Source organism: Klebsiella sp. CN_Kp104 (assembly GCF_040064515.1).
GTDB classification, from domain to species: Bacteria; Pseudomonadota; Gammaproteobacteria; order Enterobacterales; family Enterobacteriaceae; genus Klebsiella; species Klebsiella aerogenes.
The window spans coordinates 48,117-71,225 of sequence record NZ_JBEAII010000038.1 but is presented as its reverse complement, the minus strand read 5'-3'; the positions used below and the strand labels follow the sequence as shown (position 1 = coordinate 71,225).

The 23,109-nt window shown below is 46.1% G+C and carries 24 protein-coding genes and 1 pseudogene; 14 read left to right on the top strand and 11 right to left on the bottom strand.

Annotated features, from left to right (window positions below; translation table 11 throughout):
- The 3 genes from ABLU80_RS19940 to ABLU80_RS19930 form a co-directional block, all read right to left on the bottom strand.
- Window positions 1-1,170, bottom strand: coding sequence for an NAD/NADP octopine/nopaline dehydrogenase family protein (locus ABLU80_RS19940; RefSeq protein WP_285209129.1), 1,170 nt, complete (start codon window positions 1,168-1,170; stop codon window positions 1-3).
- Window positions 1,171-1,193: 23 nt separating this feature from the next.
- Entirely contained in the window at window positions 1,194-2,114 is a 921-nt protein-coding gene (locus tag ABLU80_RS19935) for a hypothetical protein (protein WP_126027886.1), read from the bottom strand.
- A gap of 741 nt (window positions 2,115-2,855) precedes the next feature.
- Entirely contained in the window at window positions 2,856-3,158 is a 303-nt protein-coding gene (locus tag ABLU80_RS19930) for a hypothetical protein (protein ID WP_032713755.1), read from the bottom strand.
- A gap of 525 nt (window positions 3,159-3,683) precedes the next feature.
- Between ABLU80_RS19930 and pifC the strand changes: the two genes are divergently transcribed.
- On the top strand, window positions 3,684-4,772 hold the full coding sequence (gene pifC / locus ABLU80_RS19925) for a transcriptional repressor PifC (protein WP_348850403.1): 1,089 nt from the start codon (window positions 3,684-3,686) through the stop codon (window positions 4,770-4,772).
- Window positions 4,773-6,959 (top strand): P-loop NTPase fold protein, encoded by a 2,187-nt coding sequence (locus ABLU80_RS19920; RefSeq protein WP_348850379.1) that lies wholly within the window; start codon window positions 4,773-4,775, stop codon window positions 6,957-6,959. It abuts the gene before it with no gap.
- A 138-nt stretch (window positions 6,960-7,097) separates the two neighbouring features.
- On the opposite strand, the gene ABLU80_RS19915 is transcribed toward ABLU80_RS19920, so the two are convergent.
- Complete coding sequence (locus ABLU80_RS19915) at window positions 7,098-7,997, bottom strand: hypothetical protein (RefSeq protein WP_348850377.1); 900 nt, start codon at window positions 7,995-7,997, stop codon at window positions 7,098-7,100.
- Window positions 7,998-8,305: 308 nt separating this feature from the next.
- Here ABLU80_RS19915 and ABLU80_RS19910 point away from each other — a divergent pair, with 308 nt between their 5' ends.
- A complete protein-coding gene (locus tag ABLU80_RS19910) occupies window positions 8,306-8,683 on the top strand; it encodes a hypothetical protein (protein ID WP_348850376.1) in 378 nt (125 codons plus the stop codon).
- 50 nt (window positions 8,684-8,733) lie between these two features.
- Here ABLU80_RS19910 and ABLU80_RS19905 read toward each other — a convergent pair whose 3' ends face one another.
- The gene (locus tag ABLU80_RS19905) at window positions 8,734-10,074 is read right to left on the bottom strand and encodes a hypothetical protein (RefSeq protein WP_225579868.1); all 1,341 of its coding nucleotides are present in this window, start codon (window positions 10,072-10,074) and stop codon (window positions 8,734-8,736) included.
- 308 nt (window positions 10,075-10,382) lie between these two features.
- On the opposite strand from ABLU80_RS19905, the gene ABLU80_RS19900 reads away from it, so the two are divergent.
- Together ABLU80_RS19900 and ABLU80_RS19895 are read left to right on the top strand one after the other, a co-directional pair.
- Entirely contained in the window at window positions 10,383-10,964 is a 582-nt protein-coding gene (locus ABLU80_RS19900) for a hypothetical protein (RefSeq protein WP_063445617.1), read from the top strand.
- A gap of 183 nt (window positions 10,965-11,147) precedes the next feature.
- Window positions 11,148-12,080: an Abi family protein gene (locus tag ABLU80_RS19895; protein ID WP_048295723.1), complete on the top strand. Its 933-nt coding sequence runs from the start codon at window positions 11,148-11,150 to the stop codon at window positions 12,078-12,080.
- A 59-nt stretch (window positions 12,081-12,139) separates the two neighbouring features.
- Here the strand turns inward: ABLU80_RS19895 and ABLU80_RS19890 are convergent, their stop codons facing one another.
- Complete coding sequence (locus tag ABLU80_RS19890; protein ID WP_348850375.1) at window positions 12,140-12,844, bottom strand: hypothetical protein; 705 nt, start codon at window positions 12,842-12,844, stop codon at window positions 12,140-12,142.
- A gap of 176 nt (window positions 12,845-13,020) precedes the next feature.
- On the opposite strand from ABLU80_RS19890, the pseudogene ABLU80_RS19885 reads away from it, so the two are divergent.
- A pseudogene (locus ABLU80_RS19885) lies at window positions 13,021-13,137 on the top strand (IS3 family transposase); the annotation flags it as partial.
- A gap of 57 nt (window positions 13,138-13,194) precedes the next feature.
- Here ABLU80_RS19885 and ABLU80_RS19880 read toward each other — a convergent pair.
- Entirely contained in the window at window positions 13,195-13,473 is a 279-nt protein-coding gene (locus ABLU80_RS19880; protein ID WP_048295725.1) for a hypothetical protein, read from the bottom strand.
- 147 nt (window positions 13,474-13,620) lie between these two features.
- On the opposite strand from ABLU80_RS19880, the gene ABLU80_RS19875 reads away from it, so the two are divergent.
- From ABLU80_RS19875 to ABLU80_RS19860, 4 genes are all read left to right on the top strand, one after another.
- Window positions 13,621-14,868: a hypothetical protein gene (locus ABLU80_RS19875; RefSeq protein ID WP_348850374.1), complete on the top strand. Its 1,248-nt coding sequence runs from the start codon at window positions 13,621-13,623 to the stop codon at window positions 14,866-14,868.
- Window positions 14,869-15,597: 729 nt separating this feature from the next.
- On the top strand, window positions 15,598-16,152 hold the full coding sequence (locus ABLU80_RS19870; protein ID WP_162750132.1) for a GNAT family N-acetyltransferase: 555 nt from the start codon (window positions 15,598-15,600) through the stop codon (window positions 16,150-16,152).
- Between the two features lie 73 nt (window positions 16,153-16,225).
- Window positions 16,226-16,828, top strand: a complete 603-nt coding sequence (locus ABLU80_RS19865; protein ID WP_113373162.1) for a site-specific integrase — start codon at window positions 16,226-16,228, stop codon at window positions 16,826-16,828.
- Window positions 16,829-16,942: 114 nt separating this feature from the next.
- The gene (locus ABLU80_RS19860; RefSeq protein ID WP_348850373.1) at window positions 16,943-17,533 is read left to right on the top strand and encodes a GrpB family protein; all 591 of its coding nucleotides are present in this window, start codon (window positions 16,943-16,945) and stop codon (window positions 17,531-17,533) included.
- A 255-nt stretch (window positions 17,534-17,788) separates the two neighbouring features.
- Here ABLU80_RS19860 and ABLU80_RS19855 read toward each other — a convergent pair whose 3' ends face one another.
- Complete coding sequence (locus ABLU80_RS19855; protein ID WP_113373160.1) at window positions 17,789-18,259, bottom strand: GNAT family N-acetyltransferase; 471 nt, start codon at window positions 18,257-18,259, stop codon at window positions 17,789-17,791.
- A gap of 401 nt (window positions 18,260-18,660) precedes the next feature.
- On the opposite strand from ABLU80_RS19855, the gene ABLU80_RS19850 reads away from it, so the two are divergent.
- Entirely contained in the window at window positions 18,661-18,858 is a 198-nt protein-coding gene (locus ABLU80_RS19850) for a hypothetical protein (RefSeq protein WP_000215656.1), read from the top strand.
- Here the strand turns inward: ABLU80_RS19850 and ABLU80_RS19845 are convergent.
- Genes ABLU80_RS19845 through ABLU80_RS19835 form a run of 3 tightly spaced genes read right to left on the bottom strand, consistent with a single transcriptional unit; the run spans window position 18,855 to window position 21,408 of the window.
- On the bottom strand, window positions 18,855-19,145 hold the full coding sequence (locus ABLU80_RS19845; RefSeq protein WP_001535717.1) for a hypothetical protein: 291 nt from the start codon (window positions 19,143-19,145) through the stop codon (window positions 18,855-18,857). The genes ABLU80_RS19850 and ABLU80_RS19845 overlap by 4 nt on opposite strands.
- Entirely contained in the window at window positions 19,145-20,275 is a 1,131-nt protein-coding gene (locus ABLU80_RS19840) for a DUF4238 domain-containing protein (RefSeq protein WP_087661546.1), read from the bottom strand. Before ABLU80_RS19840 ends, ABLU80_RS19845 begins: the two co-directional genes overlap by 1 nt.
- A 29-nt stretch (window positions 20,276-20,304) precedes the next feature.
- Window positions 20,305-21,408, bottom strand: coding sequence for a nucleotide-binding protein (locus ABLU80_RS19835; RefSeq protein WP_325907458.1), 1,104 nt, complete (start codon window positions 21,406-21,408; stop codon window positions 20,305-20,307).
- Window positions 21,409-21,737: 329 nt separating this feature from the next.
- On the opposite strand from ABLU80_RS19835, the gene ABLU80_RS19830 reads away from it, so the two are divergent.
- From ABLU80_RS19830 to ABLU80_RS19820, 3 genes are read left to right on the top strand one after another with little or no spacing between them, the layout of a single operon-like run.
- Window positions 21,738-22,001, top strand: coding sequence for a hypothetical protein (locus ABLU80_RS19830; protein WP_087661548.1), 264 nt, complete (start codon window positions 21,738-21,740; stop codon window positions 21,999-22,001).
- The gene (locus ABLU80_RS19825) at window positions 21,998-22,564 is read left to right on the top strand and encodes a hypothetical protein (RefSeq protein WP_087661549.1); all 567 of its coding nucleotides are present in this window, start codon (window positions 21,998-22,000) and stop codon (window positions 22,562-22,564) included. The genes ABLU80_RS19830 and ABLU80_RS19825 overlap by 4 nt, the downstream gene beginning before the upstream one ends.
- A 30-nt stretch (window positions 22,565-22,594) precedes the next feature.
- Complete coding sequence (locus tag ABLU80_RS19820) at window positions 22,595-23,089, top strand: DNA-binding protein (protein WP_087661550.1); 495 nt, start codon at window positions 22,595-22,597, stop codon at window positions 23,087-23,089.
- Window positions 23,090-23,109: the final 20 nt, after the last annotated feature.

Genomic DNA, 23,109 nt, shown 5'->3' with positions numbered 1-23,109 from the left:
TTAGTTCGAAAGCATGCCGATCAGGTCGGATTTGTTTAAATTGAGAGCATTCAGATAGTTATGATAATAATCAAGGCCATCTGTATTCACCTTCAGGGCCTGTAGCATTTGAGTAATCTGGTTGACATAGTCCCGGGTGATCATAAAGTCTTCACCAGAGATTTCAGCAAACCAACTCATCGTTAATAACCCAGGATAGTCCTCCTGAATCATACGGCCTGTTTTAAGTGAGTTGAGTGATTTTTCTGATAATGAACGATAGATACTTTTTGTGCTCTTTGCCATTTCAAGGAAGGTAGGTTGTTGAGGAAGCCCATATTGCTCAGTCAACATAGTGGTAAATAGTCGTGTCTCAGCACCATAAGAACGAGCGAGTGCTACTCGTTCGTGATCAAGTGAATTAATGAGACCGGCATTTTCCTCGTGAACACCATCGCTATAATGAAGGTATTGAGTTCCAGAAGCTGTTTTTGTGAGATTTGTCTTATCCAGAGCAACAGCAAGATGAATAATGTAACCCAGAGGGTCAAACTGCAAGTCCAGAGGTCTTACTCGTTCAAACTGATGTTGATTGTCAGGCACAGATGGCCCGAAAAACAGTTGATTGACACAATCCATTGCTTCATCAGGTTTTTCACTAAGTGTTGCAACTCGAGTGATGTTTTTCCTTTTAAACTCGATGATGTTATCAATGCATCTGGTACCGTAAAAACTGTCTTCTACCATCAGCAAATGCAATTTATTCAAACGTGAGCTTTTACGCCATTTGTCCATAAGGACGAGCTGTCCGCCCTGACCTGCGCGAACAAATGCTACTGTCGCTCCTGGATTTACTGGACACGCTTCCAGATATTCAATCAGCACCTTACGTAATAATGGAATATCCGGTACAGTAATAATAACTGCAACGGCACTTTGCATCAGATGTCTGATGTCGTGATTTATTGCATGAACATTTTGAGAAGGGAATACCGTTTCATTGACTTCCCCTGTCATGATATTCTCACATCTGAATGATCTTTTCCCTGAATTTTTCAGAAACAGATGATTTCCGTAGTGCATTAATACCAGATGAGGGTCGAGGTTGGTTTCATTTCTTCTCAGGAACATGTCTACTGCAAGTGTCGAACCCACATGACCGCCACCAATAATAATTACGTTTTCCATCATACAGCCCTGTATGTAATATTGAATTAGTTTCTAATGGATATCATGGTGTTACCAGAAAACAAATCAACGACATCCTGTGACACGACATAGGAACGTAATAAAAGACGCTGGATGTTGTCTGATGTAAAAACATCACGACCATGAACAGTATAATTATTAGGAATGATTAATGCTTCCCCTTTTTGAATGCTGTGCCCATTTTCGCGTCCTGTACGAAGCGCCAGAGAAGATAGTTTCTCCAGTAATTCTTCGGCCTGTTTGTACATGGACTCGCTCAGGCCTGGTGCCGGTTTTATGTTGGAGAAGTTAAGTTTAATCTTGATTTTTCCATTTATTTCCTTCTCTATTATTTTCATTTTCCTTATTTCTTCATTGGGCCACAATAATTTCCCACCGGCACGCATTTCAAATATTTCACTTTGTAGAATAGATAGTTCTTCTTTTGTAAAAAATTCCACCAACTGTGCAGACGTAGCCAGTAGGGTTTTAGGTATGTCACCATTCGCTACATGTGGCACCAATACCAGATACTCGGGTCTGCATCTGTCTGATGCAAAGCATAAATCGTTATGCATCGTGAGCAATTCAGAACTGCTGCTCAGCTCTCTGGAGGTGAGGGTAGGACGAATATCTGTGACGTAACTTTGATTATAATCAGAGTATGCAACACATCGGCCGATTGACTCACCTAATGTCAGCAGGAGAATTTTACTTAGTTCTATGTTTTCAAACTCAGGTAGATTGCTGATAAGCAAGGGATCATGAAAATTGAAGTTTTTCACGATTCTACTACTTGTAATTTTATCTTTTATCTCTTTTATTCTGGAAAGATAGCGACTCTGTATTTGACCGGGACATTCGCTATGAATGCCTCTTACCACTGCCGACAGTTCTTCTTTTTCACTTTCATTTAAAGATACAACTGAATAACTAAAAACATCCATATTGAACTCACGTTTGATTATCTGGGAATACTTAAATTTAAAATGGTTATCGGCATTCTTTTCAAATGACAAGTTGTAAATAAATATTTATTTTTAAAAGGAATAGTCTATGTCAAAAAATAATAAACAATTAAAGGTGTATAATGAATGTTATTTCTTAGATGGAAATTCTTTAACGTCAAAAAAAATTTATTTTTCATATCGAAAATTTTTCTTTTCTCTTGCTTTTCTCTCACTGAATTCGTCCGGTAGCAGCACATCAAAAAATTGTCAAAAGAGTTAACGAAAAGGATAAAATGTAAATAAAATGTAAACACAAGTGTGATTTTTGTAAACAGAAGGCTTTTCTGGCTGTCTTTCGTATGACGCTCGAGAATGATTGCGAAGGGGCTGAAATTTTTCAGGAAAGGTGCCGGCTCATACTTTTCCTTGAGCTCTTTACCCTGCGGACAATGGGCTGTCCGCACTTCTTTGTGAGTTGTGAGGCGATGATGAACAAATAGGCAGGAGATAAGCAACGAGTCAGACAGTATGTCTTGATACCGGTGTACGCCAACATGGCAATCGATCATCCTGAATAACTGCCTTCACCAAGGAGTACTGATAAGTGTTCGCGTTCATTACCCGTTCCTATGTGCAACAGTTCTGTAATCATGGATGTGGCTACCCTGTTCCTCAACCAAGGAACAGGACCAGCAAAGGGAGTGTTAAATCCCGCCCTGCCATTTGCATCCGGCCGGTTCAGAATCCGTCCTTCATTCGACGCTGCACTGACTGCCATGTGAGTTCTTCCAGATCGCCCGGAACAATCCTCTCAGGATTGGTGTAGATGGCGCTGGCATCCCCGGTCAGCCACCAGGAGCCTGAGACCAGGATACGTTCAGCCACCGTCAGACCGTCCCAGGTGACAATCAGCCAGGTGTTTACACCGTGATTTTCAGGAGGGCGGAGCCAGAGCTGTTGATGGCCGAGAGCGGTCAGTGCCCGCCAGACTGCTTCAAGAGAAACCGGGATGCGCTCGCTTTCAAAGGAATATGTATTCATACGTAACAGTTATGCTTGGTTATTATTGTGGGTGACATCCCTGATGATGATCGTCCTCAGCTTACCCTATAGCAATCATTACATGTATTATAACTAGCAAGCATATAGCCACGACATTAAATTACCGGACGCCCGTTCCGGTTGGATCCGACTTTCTAGGGCATTTAAACTTTCCGGAAGCGCACCACGCACATGGAATAACCACAGCGCCCTTTTATGGTGGTGAGCGGCCGGTCACGGGGCAGGGGAGGGACACAACATATAGCGTCATTTTCATCTGACGACACCGCTACATCTTGTGTTAGCGGGCCGCTGCGCGCCGGAGGCATTCCGGCAGATCCGGAACTCAGGGTTTTCGGATCTGCGGAGAAATGAGAGGGAACAGGCGTTGCTGTAGCAATACAGTCATCACTTTCTGAAATTCAAGAAGCATCACAATTTTCAAAAACTAAACCTACTGATTAATAGCGAATAATAAAATGCTAGGTTAGCATAAAGAACGAAACAAACATGAAAGGATCGATGATGCTCAGCCAGCTTAACCTGCGTTTTCATAAAAAGCTGATCGAGGCGCTGAAAGTGCGCGCCGGTCGCGAAAATACTTCGGTCAACGCCCTGGCCGAACGCTTCCTCGATGACGGCCTGAAAACGGTCGCGCCCGGCGACGGGTATTTTCAGTTGGTCGCTGATCCTGAGGCCACGGTCCGGCAGCTGTACCGGCATATCATTCTTGGCCAGACCTTCGGCACGTCAATGCTCTCCCGCGACGAACTGCGCTTTGTTCTGGTTCACGCCAGGGAGTCATTCCTGCGCGGGCATAACAGGCTGGCCACACTCCCGGCCCTGGATACGCTGCTGGACATCACCGGCGACCTGCTGGCCTGGCAGGTGGAGCACGATCACCCTGTGGACGGTCACTACCTGGAGGGGATTTTCCGCCTGGCCGGGAAAAACTGGACGGAAGAGTTTGACGCCTTCCGGGCAGAGCTGCGCCCGGTCGTGGATCAGATATATGCCGAACACCTTCTGCGTCCGCTGGAGAGCGACTGCTTTAACTTTGCCGATATTCCCGACAGTGCGCTCGCTGGGATTTTTACCCTGCCGCGTCTGAAAGCCGTTTTCCCGCTGATGCTGCGCGGGCTGGACTGGAGCGGGGAGAAGGCCAGAGACTTGGCTCAGGAGCTGCGCCCGGTGATCCCGGCCGTAACGGAAACCATTGAAGCCGGCACCCTGCGCCTTGATATCCGCATCGATGGCCAGCATCCCGGCGAGCGCCCGGGGGCCTGGTACACCACGCCGCGGCTCCACCTGCTCATCACCGGCCAGGACTTCGTGGTACCTTACGGCTGGGAAGCTTTCTCCGAACTGCTGGGCTTGTTCACGCTGTACGCCCGCTATCCTGAAGCCCTGGCGCACGGCCACCAAGGGGAACGCGTGATGTTCTCCCCGCCGGGAAACGTCACGCCGGAGGGATTTTTCGGCATCGACGGGCTGCGGATTTTTATGCCGGCGGAGGCCTTTGAGACGCTGGTCAGGGAGATCAGCATGAGATGCACAGAAGGTACGCTGGCAGAAACCCTGACCGGACTACGCTGCCTGTACGGAGATTTGTAGATGGCGACTGAAAATGTTTTGTCTCGCGCCGGCTTTGAAGGCCCGGTACTGAAGGTTGAAGATGACCGTTACGGGTATAGGGCAATAGCAGAGGGGCTGGCCCGCAGCATCAACGCCCTGGATGAAAATGTCAGCACCGTGATTGGAATCGAAGGGCTGTGGGGGGCCGGCAAAACCAGTCTTCTGAACTTACTGACTGAACAACTGAAGACTAAGGTACAGGCAAACACGCAAATTGTGGTTTTCTCTCCCTGGGTCAACTCACCGGATGAAAGCCCGATAAACTCGCTGATGATAACCATCGCGGCCAGGCTGGCCAGGCTGGATACGTCGGCTATGGTGCAGGCAGGAAAGGCAGTGTCCCTCTCAGAGAATATCCTTAACTACGCGCAGCAGACCTCGCGCCGGCTTGCGCCTGCGACGCGATTCGCCGGTAATTTTGTTCCTGGTCTGGGGCTTGTCGCCGACGGTATGGACGCCCTCGCGGGTACCGACCTGAGCGGACGGGAAAAAACCGCGGCTGAGCTCCGGGCTGACATTGAAGACAAAATTGCTGCACTAGGCGTCAGCTTTATCGTTATGATTGACGATCTGGATCGTCTGGAGCCAGCGCAGGCGGTGGAAGTGCTTCGTATGGTACGGTCGGTCGCGGATTTTTCGCGATTCCGCTACGTCATGTGCTACGACCAGGAAGTGCTGGCACATGCTGTTGAAACAGCACTGCAAGTGCAAAATGGCGCTCTTTATCTGCAAAAAATTATTCCACTTTCGTTCAGCCTGCCGCGCCCGGAAAACTTCGCTTTACGCAGAGAGTTTTATCGTGGAGCACTGGCCATATGGCAGGAAGTATTCGGGCCTGTAACAGAGCAGGAGTCATTACAACTCTTTTCTAACTATGTGGATGTATACGGTGCGGGCCTTGGGACGCCCCGTGAAGTCAATCAAGTACTAAATGCCATCCGCTTCCGCTATCCGGGGCTGCGTGATTATGTGTATTTTCCCGACCTGTGCCTGCTTCAGCTAATTTCTGTGGTTAACCCTGTCTTTGCTGGCTGGGTGGAGCACTACCTCACCGTATGGTCTGTGGTAGAAAACCGGGACGGCATTGCACATGAAGACGAACAGAAAGCCCTAATTGCTGAACTTGCAGAGGCGCTAAAGAAATTTGGCGCGTCCCGCGCCGCTTCGGTATGGGAGCTGCGTGCTTGGCTGCCAGGAATATCCGGGTTTGAATATGACCTTCTCCGGTTGTTTGAAACTATTCCCCTTCAGGATATTGAACGCTACCGCCAGAAACGTAGGCTTTGCAGCAGTGAGTACTGGCGCTATTACTTTTCATATTCTTCACCCCAGAATGTTATGTCTGATGAAGATATCAACAGCATTATGAAACTTGCCACATGTAATTATGCGGGGCTGAAAAAACGTCTTTTGGACAGCGTGACCAGTAATGGTGTGTCATCCCGGACCTGGTTTGAACACATTCTCACGCGTCTTTCGCCTTCCGTTACGGTCGGAGCAGAAACCAGCGCAAAACGCAATTTGGTAAAATTCTTCTTCAGCTGCAGTGACCAGGTTCTGCCATGGTACAGGGCGCGGGATATCTTCTTTCGCCAGGAAAAAACTGGGATCGATGGCCTTGTCAGCCAGCTGGCTCTGCAGATGATTACCAAGGACCGCAGGCGGGCTATCAATTTTATATGCCGTTGTTTCCGACAAACCCGTTCATTTGTCTGGGCGACAGTTTTTCTGCGCAATATCCGGGCTAACTCCGCTCAGGGCGACGCTGTTTTCACCCAGGATGAAATCACCATTTTCTGTACTGCGCTCAGTGAGCGACTGCAGGAAAAGCACATCCAGGAAAAAATGCCTGATGTACCGTATCTGGCAGCCTTCCTGTATGCATGGCGTGACATAGCAGGCGAGCAAACCGTCGCGCAGTGGATCTCAGGAGTTGATCAGTCTGATCGTGATTTTCTGAAGATGTTGCTTAATCTGCGCACGGCAGTCAGCAGCAGTAATCAGGGTGATTATCTGCGGCTTGACTTGGATGCGATCTGTACTGTTTTTGGTATCACAGGGCTTATGGAGCGGTTTGAGGATATAAAAGCCAGGCAGGAAGCCAGCCTGACGGGTATGATAAGCGGGATTGAAGACGCCATCTTACTTAATAAAAATACTATCTGAAGCTTTCACTATTACGGCAACTGGCTACGTTCATTCGCCAGAGGGGATGGCTTCCTTCCAGACCGGAGTGCGTCGAGGTAATAAATGTCCGCTTGGTGCCAGGAGCGGAAGTAGGCTGAAGATAAATTAGCATTGCTGTTAGTCGTGGGTTCTGCAGATTGGTAGAAATTGATAACTTAGGATGCAAGTTCGTCCCGCTCTTTCTGCAGTTTTCATCGAGGGGATATTCTCCGGAATAATTGTGCCCATATACAAAGATAGTTCCGCATCGGAATGAGTTAATAAACGGTACAGCAGGCGTTGCGCTCGGGCTGACAATGATCGACCGCGAAAAGCAGGAAGTATTACTTTTTCAGTAATACGATATCCTCTCAGAAAAGCGATGTTTCCTTTCTGGCATATTAGCAACCCGGCGCGAGCATCGTTTTCATAGATAATATATACTTCTCTCTCAGAAATATGGTCACACAACTCTTCGTCGTCAACTGCTACCAAATTGCTTGCAGTCAGTTCGCGAACTGACCGCCATGTATGCTTATAGGCCTCACCCAGGGCCTGACTACACCAGTCAAAATCTTCGTACGTCGCCACTTGCAAAGTAAGAGATTTATCATTAAATTCAGGGGGATCAGAAAAAGAGGTGGCATATATATACTGATCGGGAATACCCTTCGGAAAGTACTGGCCTGGCACAAGAATGCGAACATACTGAGCTCTGAGTTGTGACCATTCCTTACTAATGAGTTCTAATGCAGTATGATTTAGGTCAGAATCCATACCTACAATATCAATAAAAGGTTTTCTAATATTTCCGCCCTGATAACGGGGGCCAGTAAGAAATTGCTTTCCATCAATTTTGAGTTTTCGTTGTAAAAAATATTCCTGACATAATCCAGTTTCTCTCCAGGGAAATCGCGCCGAGAAACTTCTGTCTGTACACCTCGATTCCTGCTCTGACAACCATTCTTTTAGCCATGAAAGTAGGGTAACTTCAGGCACAGGTAGCTTGGCATATTGAGATAGCATGTAAGATAGCATAAAAAATATTTCGCCCTTGGATGTAAAAATGTTCTTTATAAACAAATCAGAATAGTTCTACTCTCATTTTATTGCCAATTATAGCTGGCACGTCCGCTCCTCGCTCATAGCGGACGTGGAACAGCGCTCTATTTCGCCCTGTTCTGTGATGTCGCAGGGCATGATGAACAAACCATTAAAGCCTTCTGGGCCAGCATAGCGCGCTTCTGGGTACTTGGTATCGTCGACAGGATTATTATCAGCAAATTAACCAGCTGCCAGGTGTGTTGGGATATGCTCCTGCTGACGGACTCAGTGAAGCCCATGCGGTGGGACTTTACAGCCGTGTCGCGGTGTTTCAGGATGAAAGCGGCCAGCAGGGACTCAGTCAGGTGCTGCTGACTCTTCGCACCGAGAATACGCGGGCGCTGCCGGCAGGCGCTTTTGAACAGTTTGAACCGCCGAACTGTATTGTTCACATTCTGACACCTGACCCAGGGTTCGGCGTACCAATTATTGGCCAGTTTAATTTCCTGTCAATGGGCTTCCGTTTCCGGGAAGAATCCTGCTCTCTGCACTGTTACACCGTGGAGGACTCCCGGGTCGGGGCCACCCAGACCCTGACGGAAGTAGCGGAAGCGCTCGTCAGTAACGTTGATGCCCCTCTCCGGGCCTACGCTTTACACCTTCCTGTCACAAGTCAGTAAGTTCCAGGCCGCTGCTGCGGCCTTTATTCTTTTATCTGGAAAGTGTTTATTCAGGAGAAGAGGTGTTCCTCAAGGCCAGCGCTTTCGTGTGTAAACCCGGCAAGTTTGAGGTTGTCTATCACACGCGAAGGATAGTTACGCCGTCCAATACTTTGGGACCAGATCTCTGATAACTCAGCTTCAATCGCCTGCGCAGTATCTGAAAAAGCAGCGGTCAACTCTTCTTTATAATATTCGTAGCAACGGTCATGTTCTTCACTGAAACGAAAACTCCGGACCTCCATTAATGCCTGTAGTCCGGCGACTCTCTCTGGCGTTGCCCACTGCATGAAACTGGCAAGAGAGGATTTGGTATCTCTCATCATTTTCATTTCATGCATCATCTCCTCGAACAGGTTCACAGGTACTACCGGGGTATCTGTAACTCCGGATATATCGTTACGTAATTCATCCTCCAGAGCATCCCGATCCCATGCCACTTTCCAGAAGTCATTGAGAATTAGCAAATCACTCATAGCCAAACCCGGAATAGTTACAGGCAGACCGATAATTCGTGCCAAATCTCTGCAACCTTGAATCATGTTCAATGCCTCCGTCAGTTCCTTGCTGCCGATGTCATTTTCAGATTTGATAGTTTGTATGATGTCATCAAGGCCTGCAGCCGGATCAGACCATGAATGCCGTGGCGGCAACTGAACGGCGATAGCATGAAGATCTTCACGACTGAGATTTTTGGTGAAAACGCCGGTGGAGTATTCCCTCTCCAGCCACTGAGTCAACCCGGCAAGTTCTTCCAGTTGCTCACGAATGACACGAAATTGGTCACGCAGAACTAATACATTGATAACACTGACATCTGTCAGATGTTTCTTGGCTTCCGTACTGTAACTGTAGCGAAATGTCTGACCGGTGGGATCTGTTTCACCAATACAGCGAATGAGAGGTTCCAGCGCTGACAGCTTTTCCTTATAACGCCGATCAAACGCAACCGCATGGCCTGAAAAAAAAGCCCATAGTTTCAAAATATCGTGCTGATTCAGCACCTTGTCTACTTCTGTATCGGGCGCAAGCGGCTGTTTTCTTAGTTTCGCAAGCCGGCTGAGATCCTCTATCTGACCCTTTATCGTTAATTCCACGGAGTGTCGCAGATTGAAACAGATAGGATAAATAAGCGTATCAAGCATTGCTTTTTGCCCCGAGGTAAGGGCATCAATGAGCAGGAATACGCTGTCAGCGAAACCATCAGCGTAGAAATAAAGGTCCGGACAACCGTTGTCTCCCACGCAGGCATTGTAAGCCCCCAGTGCATAATCTCCACGGAACAGGGCATTCCAGTTCCGTTGAGGTAGCTGTGAATCTGAACTTCCGTTAACTGTTGTTGAATCAACCATATGCATCCACTCTCTGTATAAAGCTTGCCGTTATAAACTGACCGGGCTATGTCAGAATGATTATCCCGCCGGACAAAGGTTTACTGCAACCCAGATAAAGAGTCGGTGAACGGGAGATAAAGATCAGTAGATCCGGGACAACCTTTTTTCGGATCTCCGAAAAATTAAGAGAGTGATAAATGCATCATAATTAATTACATGCATCAAATTACACTTTAAAACATCAAATATAAAATATTGCATCAAAATTACGCATGTGAGATGCTATAGCCAGTTTGCAGTCAATTGTCGTTAACAGGGTGCCCATAATGAAAGATGCCAAATCAAAAGACCTCTCTGAGTTGTTTAACACCATTACGGTGCGTAATGTGCCAGCTGATGTGGATGAAGCGATCACGAGGCAGGCTAAAGCCGCCGGCAAATCAAAGAGTGATTTTGTGCAGGAGTTTCTGACGGCAACGTTTGGCGATCTGATTGGCAATTTCATCCGTACCAGTGAACTGGTTGCCCTGATGGACCAGGAAATGGCGAGGATGGCCGGAACAGAACTGAGCGAGTATGTGTACGATCTGGAAATGACCCAGGCTGGTCACAGGGAGTTCTGCCGTATTCTCGGGATAAAGAACAACGATGATCTGCAGCGCATTATGCTGGCGGGTATGCCTTTCCTTGAGATACGAGCCAGGCAGTTGACGGGGGTTGGATACCTCGCAAGGGGGAACTCGCTCTATGCAGCACTGCTGGTCAATGCGGTATCGCGTGATGAAGAGACGGTACTGACGCTTCGCCAGTCACTCTTTAATATGATCCCTGAAAGTACCTTTCAGGAAATAGTTAATGAGCTGCGCAAGGCGATGCGAATGGAAACGTTTGAATGGTCGCTTATCTGAGCAGGTATATAAACGAGGGAAGCCCACCATAGGTGGGCTTCCGGTAACGCTTTGCCTGTAGTGCAACGCGACTAGAACCAGTAAAGGGGAAGTTAGCGCCGCAGGCGGATTCGTCAAAAATGATACATCCACTCAGCACGCAGGTCAACCCGACTGCGGGAGATAAAGTAATAAGGATCAGCAATGCCGCAGAATACCCCAATGAATACAGTGCTGCCTCTCATTTCCACTCCCCGGCTTGGTAGCTATATTGCCACGTTTAAACCTGTCGGCGATAATGAGCTGTACGGAACCTACGTCTGGAGCCAGCTTGCCGGTGGGTCGGTTTACCCGCTTTTGCAAAATCTTGAAATCACTCTGCGTAATGCTATCGATGCTGAAGCAAGAAGGCGTTTTGGCGAAAAATGGTGGGACAACCCTCAGTTCCGATGCGGGAAGATAATCACAACTACCGCTTTTTACGGAAAAATTCTGCGTGCCATTAAAAACCTTGACGATGCGTGGAAAAAGAGCCAACGGAAGAATAAACTCCCGACTCACCCACTTCCGCAGTGGAGCCATGATCAAATCGTGGCTGCGACGGACTTCAGTGCATGGCATTTCATTCTGAATAATGATTTTGCGGCACCTAACTCAACACAAAACCGGCATTACCTGTGGCCCGTTTCAACTGGCAGGGTTTTCAGACAGTACAGCAGAGTTTCTCGGGTTGAGAAAAAAGCCCGCACAACTCTCCAGGACCTGATCGTTGAAATGCGAGAATACCGTAATCGACTTTCACATAATGAACCTATATGGGTTAAAGCACCGAATGTATCTGACGCTGCCACCGCAATTGACACTATTCGCAATAAAATCAGGAAAATAGAGTCTTTGATAGGCATCATATCTCCTGATAAGCACCACATAATGGATAAAATGGGGCTGTTTAGTCATGCGTTGCGTATCTGCTCAGTACAGGAACTGGCAATCCATAATTTAAGCCAAACCTATTGCCCTCTGACACGACGACAAAAACGTAATCTTCGTGGCGTGATTTCCTTAGCAGGAAAACTAAACCGGTCACAAATGTTTGAGTACCACAACCGGATATATGCGCTTTACCAGGTCAGATAAAGCCGTAGATAAATGATAAATCTTGCTGTCCAAGTATGATATCAACCACCAAACAGGGTTTACCCTGGCTGGGATGTTAAAGTCTGTTTAACATGGCGCTTTCGCTCTTTCAGAAGTACCAGGGAAACTGAATGTGGTCCATCGGAAAGAGGTGATGCAGGAAAACCACACTGTCTCCTGAGGCATCTGGCCAGCGAAGATGCCCGCAGGCCCAGCGGTGTGATATAACGGGCCCGGATAGAGAGTAGTTCAGAACTGCTGCTACCGTACGCAAGGGCGTCGGAAAGATTACGAATATGGATGCGAGCATCAAGCAGCATTACCGGAAGTTCCATGATCCGATACATGTCCCATGCCCGCAGCGCTCGCCAGTCTCCCTCCACTCCCGCCAGACTGATTTCAGGGATCTTTGCGCTCGGAATGATCACCGGTTCTGCACGCGGAGCATCATTTTCTTGTATTTTCCCTTTATCAACAGCAATGTCTGCGCAATTGACTGCAAACGATTCAAGAATAAATATCAGTTGCGAACCAATAAAGCGTAACTCTGACGCCTGCTTCCGGTCACTCAGCTCCTGCTCATGCAGCCGTTTTTTCTCCGCCAGGATTTCGTCAAGCTCCGCTTTTTCTTTTATCGCTTTCTTTTCACGTGATCTGGTCAGTAGATGAGTCATCCAGACTATTGAAAGCGCCCCGGCATAAGGCCATCCCTGAGATAAAAAGCCCCAGAAATTAACCACCTGTTTCATCTGTTCAGTCGCCATCGAGCCTCCTCAATAAGACAGCCAGCTTTGGAAATAATGTCATATTTTTCACCGTTCTGCCTGGTCGGATGCCATCAGAACCGGAGACTGGGGTTTTCGGATGCGAAGTGAGAAAGCATATTTATATGATTATGGGGTTAATCCAAAGAAGGGGGGAGATGAAGCGTTTCTGAAAAAAAGATCGGGTCCGAACGGATATATTCGATTACATTGATGTATTCTACAACCGCAGTCGGCGCCAAAGTCACCTTGGCGCCGACAGTCCGGAGGCCTTTGAACCGGCCTTGTGGTGAAGACTGGATGAAGGGTCAGTCCAGTCAGACAGAGCTAATTTAGTTAAGGGATAAGCCCTAGCTTTGATTATCGGGGTTAAGATTTGAAGTCGTATTTTTCTCCTTAGGGAAGGCGGACCCATTGCAGCGAACCTCACCTTTGACGAACCTGTTACCCAGCGTCACAAATCCATCGATTTCAGCATCGGTTGTTCCATGAAGGTCCGGGTATAGTACTCTTAACTGTTCATCAGTTATGTTTGCGGTCTTTGCTCTGCTTAATACAGCGTGCCCCTCAAGGAGTCGCGCGGTTCCAAAGGGGTTGGTAAGCACTTGTTTTATAGTTTCTACAGACATCTTATTCGATCCTTTATATTGAATGGCGCATTTATTTTAGAAGGACGCGAAGATATGACTCAACCCTCGACTCGTCGCTTAAGATAGGGGTGGGGTTTTATGCCTGCTTCATTTAAGATCTGGTTTTTAATCTTTCAGGTGGATACTATGTCGAAAAAAGCAAAAAATAATGAGGAATTGATTAAGGTCGCTATGGCCAAAAATTCACTAAAAAATTTGGATAAATTTTTTATTCATCAGTGCATGGTGAGGAGATTTTTCAAATATAATCCGGAAATTTTTAAAAAACTGAAAGAATTCAGGAGCCAGTTGGAGCGTATCGCTGAAAAAAATCTGGTATGTTCTGTGTCGCGAGCCCATGTTGTTTATTATGTAATGAATGCAATGCAGAATAGAAGAATGTTGACATTTCTTAAAAACGGCAGCATTACCGAATGTCGCAATTTTCTTTTTAGTCTGATCGAGCCGATAGACTCTTTATTCATGGTCAAGATTGAAGACCTGTTGGATGATGAAGTTGTGTATGAAATCATAGATTTGATGATTTTTACATGGCCGACTATTGATGATATATTGAGTAAAACGAATATGCTCCGTTATTTCACGTTTTACGCTTCAACTATCGTTATAGATTTCCAAAAACTGATGGTAATGCAGAAACTGGCTGAACAGGAGGAGATCCCATTGTATGCGATTAATGCTGAGTTTTCCCCAGAGTTGACAAAGTGGACTGGAGTTTCATTCAACCTCCTTGCAAAATATCCGGCGAATGTTTATGAAAGACATGGCTTAGGTAAAATATATCGGGACATTTATTGCCTTTTTAATTGTGGTGGAGCCGTAAGGAAGTTCAATTCGAATAATGTTACTATTATTGATGATAGCATTGGTAACGTGGTAGTTGATGGAGAAAAGAGCAATGGCAGGATGTATCTTTCAGTTCCTTACACCGAATTACCAGTCGATATTGATGAAGCCATGAGAATATTTAAAAATACTGTATCTAATCTATTAAAAGATAATGGGGTTTATCGCTACAATACGGGAGATGCGGACTACTGGCATTCGAACTTCTACAACAAAAATGATGGTGCTTCCATGCCAAGCACCCGGAATAAAAATAACATCGTTCTTCTTAAGCAGATAAATTCTATTTTAAAATTACAATCTGGATTGCTGGTCTGGGACAAGGTAAACATTGATGAGAAGTCAATAGAAGACTCATGTGAAGAGGTCGGTAGGTTGATTGAAAATAATAATGTTTTTACACGTTCTGAAAGCACACTGGCCAATGACTATGAATACGTTGCATCATTGATAAATCCAGAATCAAAATCTGGCGGGGATCTGTTGAGTAAAGTTTTATCAAAAAAAAATAATATCGTGGTGAAATAGCGAATGATATCAGCGGTTAGCTAATGGTGAAATGGGTGAAGTGAAACCGGTTTAAATGACGTTACGGAGATAACAGCATGCATTCAGAACACACGAGTTTAACCGATGTATTTCTGGAGGCTGTTTCCGATTGTTACTGGTTGCCTGGCGACTGACGAGCATGCTGATGGATCTGGTGCTGCTGGTGATTATTGTTACGGGACTGGTAGTCTACAGGCGCTGGCCATTTAAACGAAAAACGTGACATTGTGCAAAAGGCATAGAAATGATGCCTTTGACAGAGTGCCTGCTATTGACGACAAAAACGATGGCAATCAAAGATTGTCGGTGTGGTGAATCCCCCTGTGCGGCGGGGCGGAAACAGCATTGTTTTATCTGTTAAACCGAATGCGCGAGTCATGGTGGCTGACCAAAGACTTACCGGGAGGTACTCGGCACTACACCCACATTTGAGCCCACATTAGCTAGCGGTTGGCTCAAAGTCTGCTGAGTGCCAAGAGCGGACATTTATAATTTCTAGTTTACTTATCAATCTCGAGTAGGTCACTGCATCTGGAAAAATCAGGCCTGTTTAAAACGAGTTTTGCAGCGCTCGATATAACATACAGATTTAGTTAGTTTGGTGCTGTTTGTATATCGAAACTTATTTAGTACTATATTTTAATACAATAAATGGTAATTGCATGTTGTAGGTTACCCGGAAAACAAATTGAAGTTGAGAAGTATAGAATGAGTAAATTAGTGACAATTAGGAGAGCATCTGGGTGCGATGCTGAGACGTTAGGTGTAGTTGGACCAGCAGCTTATGCAGCGACATACCATTACCTCTGGAATGACTGCGTTGCTCTAGCTCGTCAACTTAATACATTCAGTAAATCAGCATTTTTAGCACTATTACAGCGACCTGACACAAGGGTGTGGGTTGCCGAAATCGCAGGTGAAATAGTTGGTTTTCTAACAATGATAGTCAACTCGAAGAACCCAATTACGCATGATACTAGCGGTGCAGAAATTCCGAGAATTTATCTACTTCCTGGAAGTCAAAAAATGGGAATTGGAATGCAATTACTGAATACAGCACAAGAACATGCGATTGAACTCAAACTAACGCATATGTGGCTTGATGTGATGGAATCTGCAACAGCAGCGAGGAATGCCTATTATAAATGGGGTTTTTCAGAGATAGGGCGTAAAGATTTTCCTCATAAAGTCAAAGCGGACTTATCTAAAATGATTGTCCTTAGTATAAAACTTGATGCTAAAGGTAATAGAATATTTATGTGAATACGGTAATTTCTGCTTTTCGCTCTTGAGGGACAACCATACTCAAATCTCCCACACTGCAGGAGATTTGAGTATGAACACGTCACCGTGGAACAAAGACCGTATCATCGGCCAAAAAAGACCGCTTCAGATATCTCATATCTGGGGGATCCGAATCAGACTTGAACTGGAAGGGAAAACGCGCGATCTGGCCCTGTTCAACATGGCTTTGGACAGTAAGCTACGTGGCTGTGATCTAGTTAAACTCAAAGTATCAGATGTTGCATATGGCAGTTCTGTTTCAAGCAGAGCGACGGTGTTGCAACAGAAGACCGGTAGCCCAGTGCAATTTGAGTTAACTAAAGGGACAAGAGAAGCTCTTGCCGCATTGATAAAGCTTGGCAATCTGCACAGTAAAGACTACTTATTCAAATCCCGGATTGGTTCTTGCCAGCATATATCAACCCGGCAATACAACCGAATTTTTCATGGGTGGGTAGCAAAGCTTGGTCTCGAAGATTCGCTGTACAGCACACATTCCATGAGAAGAACAAAACCTTACCTGATCTACAAGAAAACCAAGAATCTTCGTGTGATACAACTCCTGCTAGGTCATAAGAAACTGGAAAGCACAGTCCGATATTTGGGCATTGAAGTCGATGATGCATTAGAGATCTCTGAGTCGATTGAAGTTTAAGATTGTCGGGGCTGCAACAGCAGCCCTGTGCCAGGAGCTGACGTTTGAGAGACATCCAAACCTATTTCCTGTACGCTATCGGTCATAATTTATATGGTTTATAGGTATCAGCTTATGGTTAGCCCAAAAGAAATAATGGAGCATTATGTCATCGATCCTCAGGATAGCTATTTTGTTAATGGAACACCGCCGATTGAGAATGTAGCGGTCGTCACTTATGATCCCTCGTGGCCGAAAATATATTCAATATTGGAATCTAAAATTAAGAATGAATTAGGTTCGAATCTACTAAAAATCGATCATGTGGGTTCTACCGCAGTACCTGGTCTGGCCGCTAAACCCGTTATTGATATTGATCTGACAGTTAATGATGCTGAAGATGAAAAAACGTATGTATTAGCACTTGAAAACCTTGGGTACAAACTAATTGTTCGTGAGCCTCGTTTCCATGGGCATCGTCTTTTTCACTATGATAATCCTAGAGTTAACCTACATGTTTTTACTCTGGATACTCCTGAAACAACCCGGCACCTTCTTTTCCGAGATTGGCTTAGGCAATCAGAGCGAGATTGCAAACTATATGCTGATGTCAAATTTGAAGCAATTAAAGGGTGCAGTTTAGATATTAAAAAATATCACGAAAATAAAAGTAAAATGGTGCATAGCATCTATCAAAAAATTTTCAAACATTTAGGGTACTGTTAATATGTTGTTTGATCTTATTGTCTATTCATTAAAACATTAAGTCCGACTCTCACTTATGAAGTACAATCATACTTAAATCTCCCATATTGCAGGAGATTTAAGTATGCACACATCACCGTGGAGCAGGTCACTCATTATGTAGTTGCTGTTCATCAACGTACTATTCTGGAAAGAATAAAATCCACACGTTCCTACATAGAAACACATAGCAATTCAACCAAGCGAAAAGTTCAATACTTCCCTTCAGACAATTTTCTATTGTTTCGCCAAATATTTCCGCATTAGTGCATTTTGTAGTGTCACGCCGCGACGGACAGGAAAACCTCGTTCAACTACATGAAAGCCGTATCGTAGAAAGAACTCTTCCGCAGCCTTACTTACATTTGAAGTAAGTTCAGCAATTCCAAGTTGTCTGGCTTCTTCATGGATGGTATTCATCAGTAGTGTACCAACTCCCTGTCTCGGATAGGATCCCGAGACAAAGAAATGGTCAATGTACCCATTTGGTTGAATATCTGCATATCCAGCTATTTCACCATCCACTTCAACAACAAATGGGCGCAGCTCCTTCATGTAATTAGCCCATTGTTCCGGGTCGATATCTGGTGAAGCCCAGGCATCTATTTGTTCATGTGTGTAATAGTGTGATGCGATAGTATGTACAGATGATAAAAAAACTCTGAATAACGCGGTTTCATCCCCATTACTGAACCTTCTGATTTTCATAAAACCTCATTAGAAGAGTTGTTTGTAGAATAATACCATCTTTTTGTGCGGAAGGACGTCCGCTCCTCGCTCATAGCAGCCTGTCAATCTTCACTAAAACCATTCTAAAGTCCAATCTTGGCGTTATCCACTCTGCTCTCTTGAGATATTCACTGGCAAAGATCCGACTCTGGTATTTTTCGGATCTCAGGAGAGGAAAAGAGAGATTATTGCAGGATAAGCACAAAAAATAGTGATTTGTTGTGATGAGTGGATTATTGCCCAGGGAGCAAAATTTACGAAAGAGCTAGCCTGAAATGGCAACAAATAGGCCAGAGAAACTTTTTTCAGTTCATTTTCATCAACCGGCCTTAAAGGCCGCTTCGGATTTCCTAAATACAGTTTTACATAAGGAACATCGTATGACTGTATTTCTCATGGCCGTTTTCTTTGGCCTCTTAAAAACTGGCTCTCTCATTGCCCTACTTGTTGGTGCCTATAAAGGCTGGACCTTGTTTTGGAAGAACTATGATCGACTCCCCCATATCTACCGCTCACAATGGCGATATCAGCGACGCTTCATACTCAAAAGAATCTGGAAACGCATCAGAACCGGCTAAGCCGGTTCTTCCAGCAGCATTCCCAGCCCGGCCAGCCAGCACAGGCAGCACCAGGTGGTGAACACCATACTGGTCTCGCCGGATTTCCACTTGCGGATGGTGCGTTCGTCCACATCCAGCCGGTTCGCCAGCTGGATGTCCGTCAGGGGGATCAGCGACAGAACGTGCCGGACATCAGCGTTTTCTGGCCTGGTCCACTCCTCTCCGGGCAGCAGGGTATGGGCATTGAAGTCACCCATTGCCACAAGCTGCTGTCGGCAACTTATCTGTTCCGGGGTCAGGGCCATCACCCTTTCTCCCTGGATACAGTCCAGCAAACGGGATGTTCCGGAAGATAATAAGTATCATGATGTTCGTTCTGTAGCCTCAGATAATTTTCAACATCACTGAGCTGCCAGCTAGAATAAATAATATTTGAAAATCCGACGTTATACATATCAATTGTTGACATAACCTGATCAATATAATCATAGGAGCATTTATAAACTTTGATTCGTGACATGTCTTTTGTAAGTAGTTTCTGAGGGGCCGGGCTGAATACATTAATTTCCAGTGGGGTGAAAAACCCGTGTTCCGGGTACTGATAAAACTTAAGAGCCAAATTATGAGCAAGGGGAAGGTACAGGACGCGTTCTTCTGTCATTTTGCAAAATACATTAGGTGATACTGTAAACACCGGACGTGGTTCTGTACTGTCAAAGTGGTGCCCGGTATGAAATATATCCACACGATGTATTCCGGAAAAAACCTCTCCGCGTAGCCAGGCCATCGTGTCAATCATTGTTATTTTTCCCTGAAGTGCGAGAAGGGAAAATAATACAAACATGGCCTTAGCTTTTTCGTCATCCCCAGAAGAAGAACGAGCTATACGAATCAGTTTCTGATAGATACTTAAAGCCGCCAGCTCCGGCATAACGTCAGACAAAGAAATTGTTTCGGAAATGATATGCTGAAGGTTGTTTTTTACTGGGTTAATGAATGACTGAAATAACTCATTTTTACCCGGAAATCTGCTTTGCGGGTTATTGAGGTTAAGTAACATCTGAAATATAGCAAAACTTGCAAGCTTCTCTACCGGAAAATCATCAGTGTCACAGTTAGCCAGACGCGGGAAATTATGGTTCTGAACCAGATCCCGGACAAGCAAAGCCATATCCTGTTCATAATCACTGAGCTCATGCTCGATATCAAAAACCTCGCCTGTGTCACCGTCGGTAAGACGAAAGCAGTCCTTACAGACGGCCACGCTGGATATCGGTAGCGGGATGTCCTTTATGTCATTTTTGCCTTCTGCCGTAGGAACCACAACGTGGGCCCAGACCCGTTGCTTCTCCTTCGGACTCTGTGCCGTATCATCACTGCGGAAGTTCCTGAGAAACCACTGTGAGAGCATGTGCTGATTTCTGGTGTATCCCATAATAGTATCCTTACATCACTGAATACAATTTAATTATTGAGCACTTTTAATTCTTTAGACAGATCATATTTCCAGTCTGATGCAGATATTCTGACCACTCCGGACAGGTCTCCAGGAAATTCAACGCCATCTTCAACTATCGCAGCGACGAATTTACGCGATAGCTTGGACATGAGCCAGCCGTGTTCTAAAACAACATTCTGCCGGGCTCTTTTTTTTAGTTCAGTTTCATTCTTGGCTTTCCCTTCATCACAGGCAGTATAAAGCACCACTGCATAGGATACCGTGTCGATATGCTTCTCAAGCTTCTCGATTATGGTCTGTCCTTCATTGGCTTCATGATGAAGTATGACAGGCTGGAAACCTTCATTTGCCAGAAAAATGTAAACCTCGTTTTTTAGTTTATCATCGTGCCCATGGACAATGAATACTTTCTTCTTCATGTTTAACCCTGCATCGCTTGCCACCGTTGTCAACCCGCTGACTTGCTCAGTATTTTTTATTTTATTCTCACTAATAGAATGCTCAATAATTGGAGCGGTTTTATAGCTTGAAAGTATTTTCATCGATTCGCTCTGCAAATACTGTCGTCTTCGACCCCAAGCTCCATCGCCACCTGTGACGTTTAAGCCAACATTATTCTTAATGTCAGCGGGTGACATGGAGAATCTGATCCATGAAGGAATGGTGATAATATTATCGAGTTCAAGTAATTCCTGACGCAAGCGATAAAACTGCGAAACATATTTATCAGGACTTGATGAACCTTCATTTACAATGGTGACACACAGAGCAATGAATGTATTTACAGTGGCAATAACTGCTTCCGGTACTGTTGTGGAAGGGGATGACATCATTTCCTCGGTAGTTGTATTTTCCTTCAGTCTCACCTCAGCCTGATAGGTCGCAGGAATACCCCCTACACCCATTCTGAAATTAGGTTCGATTACTATATATTCTTCAGTACCACCATGCGGCATACTGCGTATAAGCAGATCCCCCTTTTCAATAGCAATATCGCTCCGGTTAATGAAAATCTTATTCTTTTGAACACTTCCTTTTATCCCATCAGTCCTGTCGCCATTTCGCTTAACAAGGGAAAGAGTGTCACGCATCAGTTGTGCTAACGGCATGTATTACCCCGAAAAAAGGCTGATTAGTGTGGCCGTTAGCATAGCAAATGGTGTGAGTAATTTCCCTTGCTCGATTCGATAAATCTTCTCCATACCCTAACAACAGAACCACGTAACCTATCATCTCCGTGTTAGCCAGAAATCGGATCTGCGCGGCGGAAAACCGGCAAGCGATATGATAATTGAATCACACGAATAAAATCATGCTGAATATGATATTTATCGTTAACTATAAAATAATATCTGATATGATGTTTACCAGTTAGGTATAAAATCATTACAGGTATGATTTTTTGCCTGAGCGGACATTATCAGACGGAGCGTGCAGGATGGATGAGAAAGAAGTGACGTTTTCACTCAGCTATGAGCAGCTGACCCGGTTCGCGGAACAACGCATCCGGGAATGTAAACTGGACAGCGAGGGCCTGGCATATATGACTGCATCGACCGAGGCCGCCACCGTTCTGAGCTTCTGGCATGAACTGGCCATCAATGGCTATGCCTCAGTTAATGCCTTAAAGAGAAAAGAGCTCATAGACGCCGATCACCTGCGACTCAGACAACTCATCTGGCCGGAGGCGGACAAGCAATGACTCAGGCGCGCCGACCATCGCCGCTGCAGCGGCGGGTGCTGATTGTGCTGGCCGCCCTCGATGCGAAACGTCCGGGACCGGTGGCGACAAAGGATATCGAGCGGGTGCTGGAGCTGGGCGGGGATGCCCCGGTGTACGGGCCGAACCTGCGCGCCTCCTGCCGGCGCATGGAAGCCGCGGGCTGGCTGCGCACCCTGCGCGCCCCGAACCTGCAGCTGGCCGTCGAGCTGACGGAGGCCGGTCGCGGCATTGCAGAACCGCTCTTCCAGGCAGAATGCGAGGCTGAAACGGCACGACAACGTCTGACTGACGTCCGGCGTCTGCCGTTACGCCAGACGGCTGCCGGTGATGCGGTGGAGCTGCAGCTGGGTGACGGCTATTACACCATCAGGGAAGCGGCCTACGTGATCCGTCTGGATGGTACCACCTGCCTGCAGCTGACGGATGCCGGCGGCATACGCCGGATAAAAGAGGGCGATCCCCTGCAGGTGGCCAGCTGGTATCAGACCTGTTTTGATGCAGGCCTGCCGGTCACCGTCCAGGTGAATGAGAGCCGGGACTGATCGCCACCACACAAGGAACAGGAGCATAAAATGAAAGTCACTGAACCCGGGCTGAATACGCTGATCGATAACCTGAACACCCTGATTTGCGAGGACAGCCTGCTCACGCGCAAGGAGCGTGAAACGCTGGTGCTGGCCGTCGCCGCCATCGGCGCCATGAAAGCGCGCGTCGGCATGAAAAAAGGCGACGCGCCGACCGTTGCCAGACGGGAAAAAAGGGAGAAAAAAGACCGCCAGCCTGATCCGCGTTTTCCGCGAGCCGGTCATCCCTGGCAGGAAGACGAAAAAACCTTACTGAGTGATGCGCTCGATTCGGTACCGGACGAAGAGATTAGCAGGCATCTTTTCTGGCTGTCCGAGAAACTGGGCAGAACGCCTTTCAGTGTTGCTTTCCAGATCGCGGCAATCAGGGAGCTGCAGGACGGCTGGGAGGAGCAGTTCAGGGAGATTTCGGATAACATTCGCTTGTCCGGCCTGAGCATCAGTGATTATCTTAAGCAGAACGGCACGGGCCATAACGCCTGAATGAAACTGGCGTTATTTAT

Coding starts and splice junctions, on each gene's coding strand:
- ABLU80_RS19940 (WP_285209129.1), bottom strand. CDS start 1,170: ATGATGGAAAACGTAATTATTATTGGTGGCGGTCATGTGGGTTCGACA.
- ABLU80_RS19935 (WP_126027886.1), bottom strand. CDS start 2,114: ATGGATGTTTTTAGTTATTCAGTTGTATCTTTAAATGAAAGTGAAAAA.
- ABLU80_RS19930 (WP_032713755.1), bottom strand. CDS start 3,158: ATGAATACATATTCCTTTGAAAGCGAGCGCATCCCGGTTTCTCTTGAA.
- pifC (WP_348850403.1), top strand. CDS start 3,684: ATGCTCAGCCAGCTTAACCTGCGTTTTCATAAAAAGCTGATCGAGGCG.
- ABLU80_RS19920 (WP_348850379.1), top strand. CDS start 4,773: ATGGCGACTGAAAATGTTTTGTCTCGCGCCGGCTTTGAAGGCCCGGTA.
- ABLU80_RS19915 (WP_348850377.1), bottom strand. CDS start 7,997: ATGCTATCTTACATGCTATCTCAATATGCCAAGCTACCTGTGCCTGAA.
- ABLU80_RS19905 (WP_225579868.1), bottom strand. CDS start 10,074: ATGGTTGATTCAACAACAGTTAACGGAAGTTCAGATTCACAGCTACCT.
- ABLU80_RS19900 (WP_063445617.1), top strand. CDS start 10,383: ATGAAAGATGCCAAATCAAAAGACCTCTCTGAGTTGTTTAACACCATT.
- ABLU80_RS19895 (WP_048295723.1), top strand. CDS start 11,148: ATGCCGCAGAATACCCCAATGAATACAGTGCTGCCTCTCATTTCCACT.
- ABLU80_RS19890 (WP_348850375.1), bottom strand. CDS start 12,844: ATGGCGACTGAACAGATGAAACAGGTGGTTAATTTCTGGGGCTTTTTA.
- ABLU80_RS19880 (WP_048295725.1), bottom strand. CDS start 13,473: ATGTCTGTAGAAACTATAAAACAAGTGCTTACCAACCCCTTTGGAACC.
- ABLU80_RS19875 (WP_348850374.1), top strand. CDS start 13,621: ATGTCGAAAAAAGCAAAAAATAATGAGGAATTGATTAAGGTCGCTATG.
- ABLU80_RS19870 (WP_162750132.1), top strand. CDS start 15,598: ATGAGTAAATTAGTGACAATTAGGAGAGCATCTGGGTGCGATGCTGAG.
- ABLU80_RS19865 (WP_113373162.1), top strand. CDS start 16,226: ATGAACACGTCACCGTGGAACAAAGACCGTATCATCGGCCAAAAAAGA.
- ABLU80_RS19860 (WP_348850373.1), top strand. CDS start 16,943: ATGGTTAGCCCAAAAGAAATAATGGAGCATTATGTCATCGATCCTCAG.
- ABLU80_RS19855 (WP_113373160.1), bottom strand. CDS start 18,259: ATGAAAATCAGAAGGTTCAGTAATGGGGATGAAACCGCGTTATTCAGA.
- ABLU80_RS19850 (WP_000215656.1), top strand. CDS start 18,661: ATGACTGTATTTCTCATGGCCGTTTTCTTTGGCCTCTTAAAAACTGGC.
- ABLU80_RS19845 (WP_001535717.1), bottom strand. CDS start 19,145: ATGGCCCTGACCCCGGAACAGATAAGTTGCCGACAGCAGCTTGTGGCA.
- ABLU80_RS19840 (WP_087661546.1), bottom strand. CDS start 20,275: ATGGGATACACCAGAAATCAGCACATGCTCTCACAGTGGTTTCTCAGG.
- ABLU80_RS19835 (WP_325907458.1), bottom strand. CDS start 21,408: ATGCCGTTAGCACAACTGATGCGTGACACTCTTTCCCTTGTTAAGCGA.
- ABLU80_RS19830 (WP_087661548.1), top strand. CDS start 21,738: ATGGATGAGAAAGAAGTGACGTTTTCACTCAGCTATGAGCAGCTGACC.
- ABLU80_RS19825 (WP_087661549.1), top strand. CDS start 21,998: ATGACTCAGGCGCGCCGACCATCGCCGCTGCAGCGGCGGGTGCTGATT.
- ABLU80_RS19820 (WP_087661550.1), top strand. CDS start 22,595: ATGAAAGTCACTGAACCCGGGCTGAATACGCTGATCGATAACCTGAAC.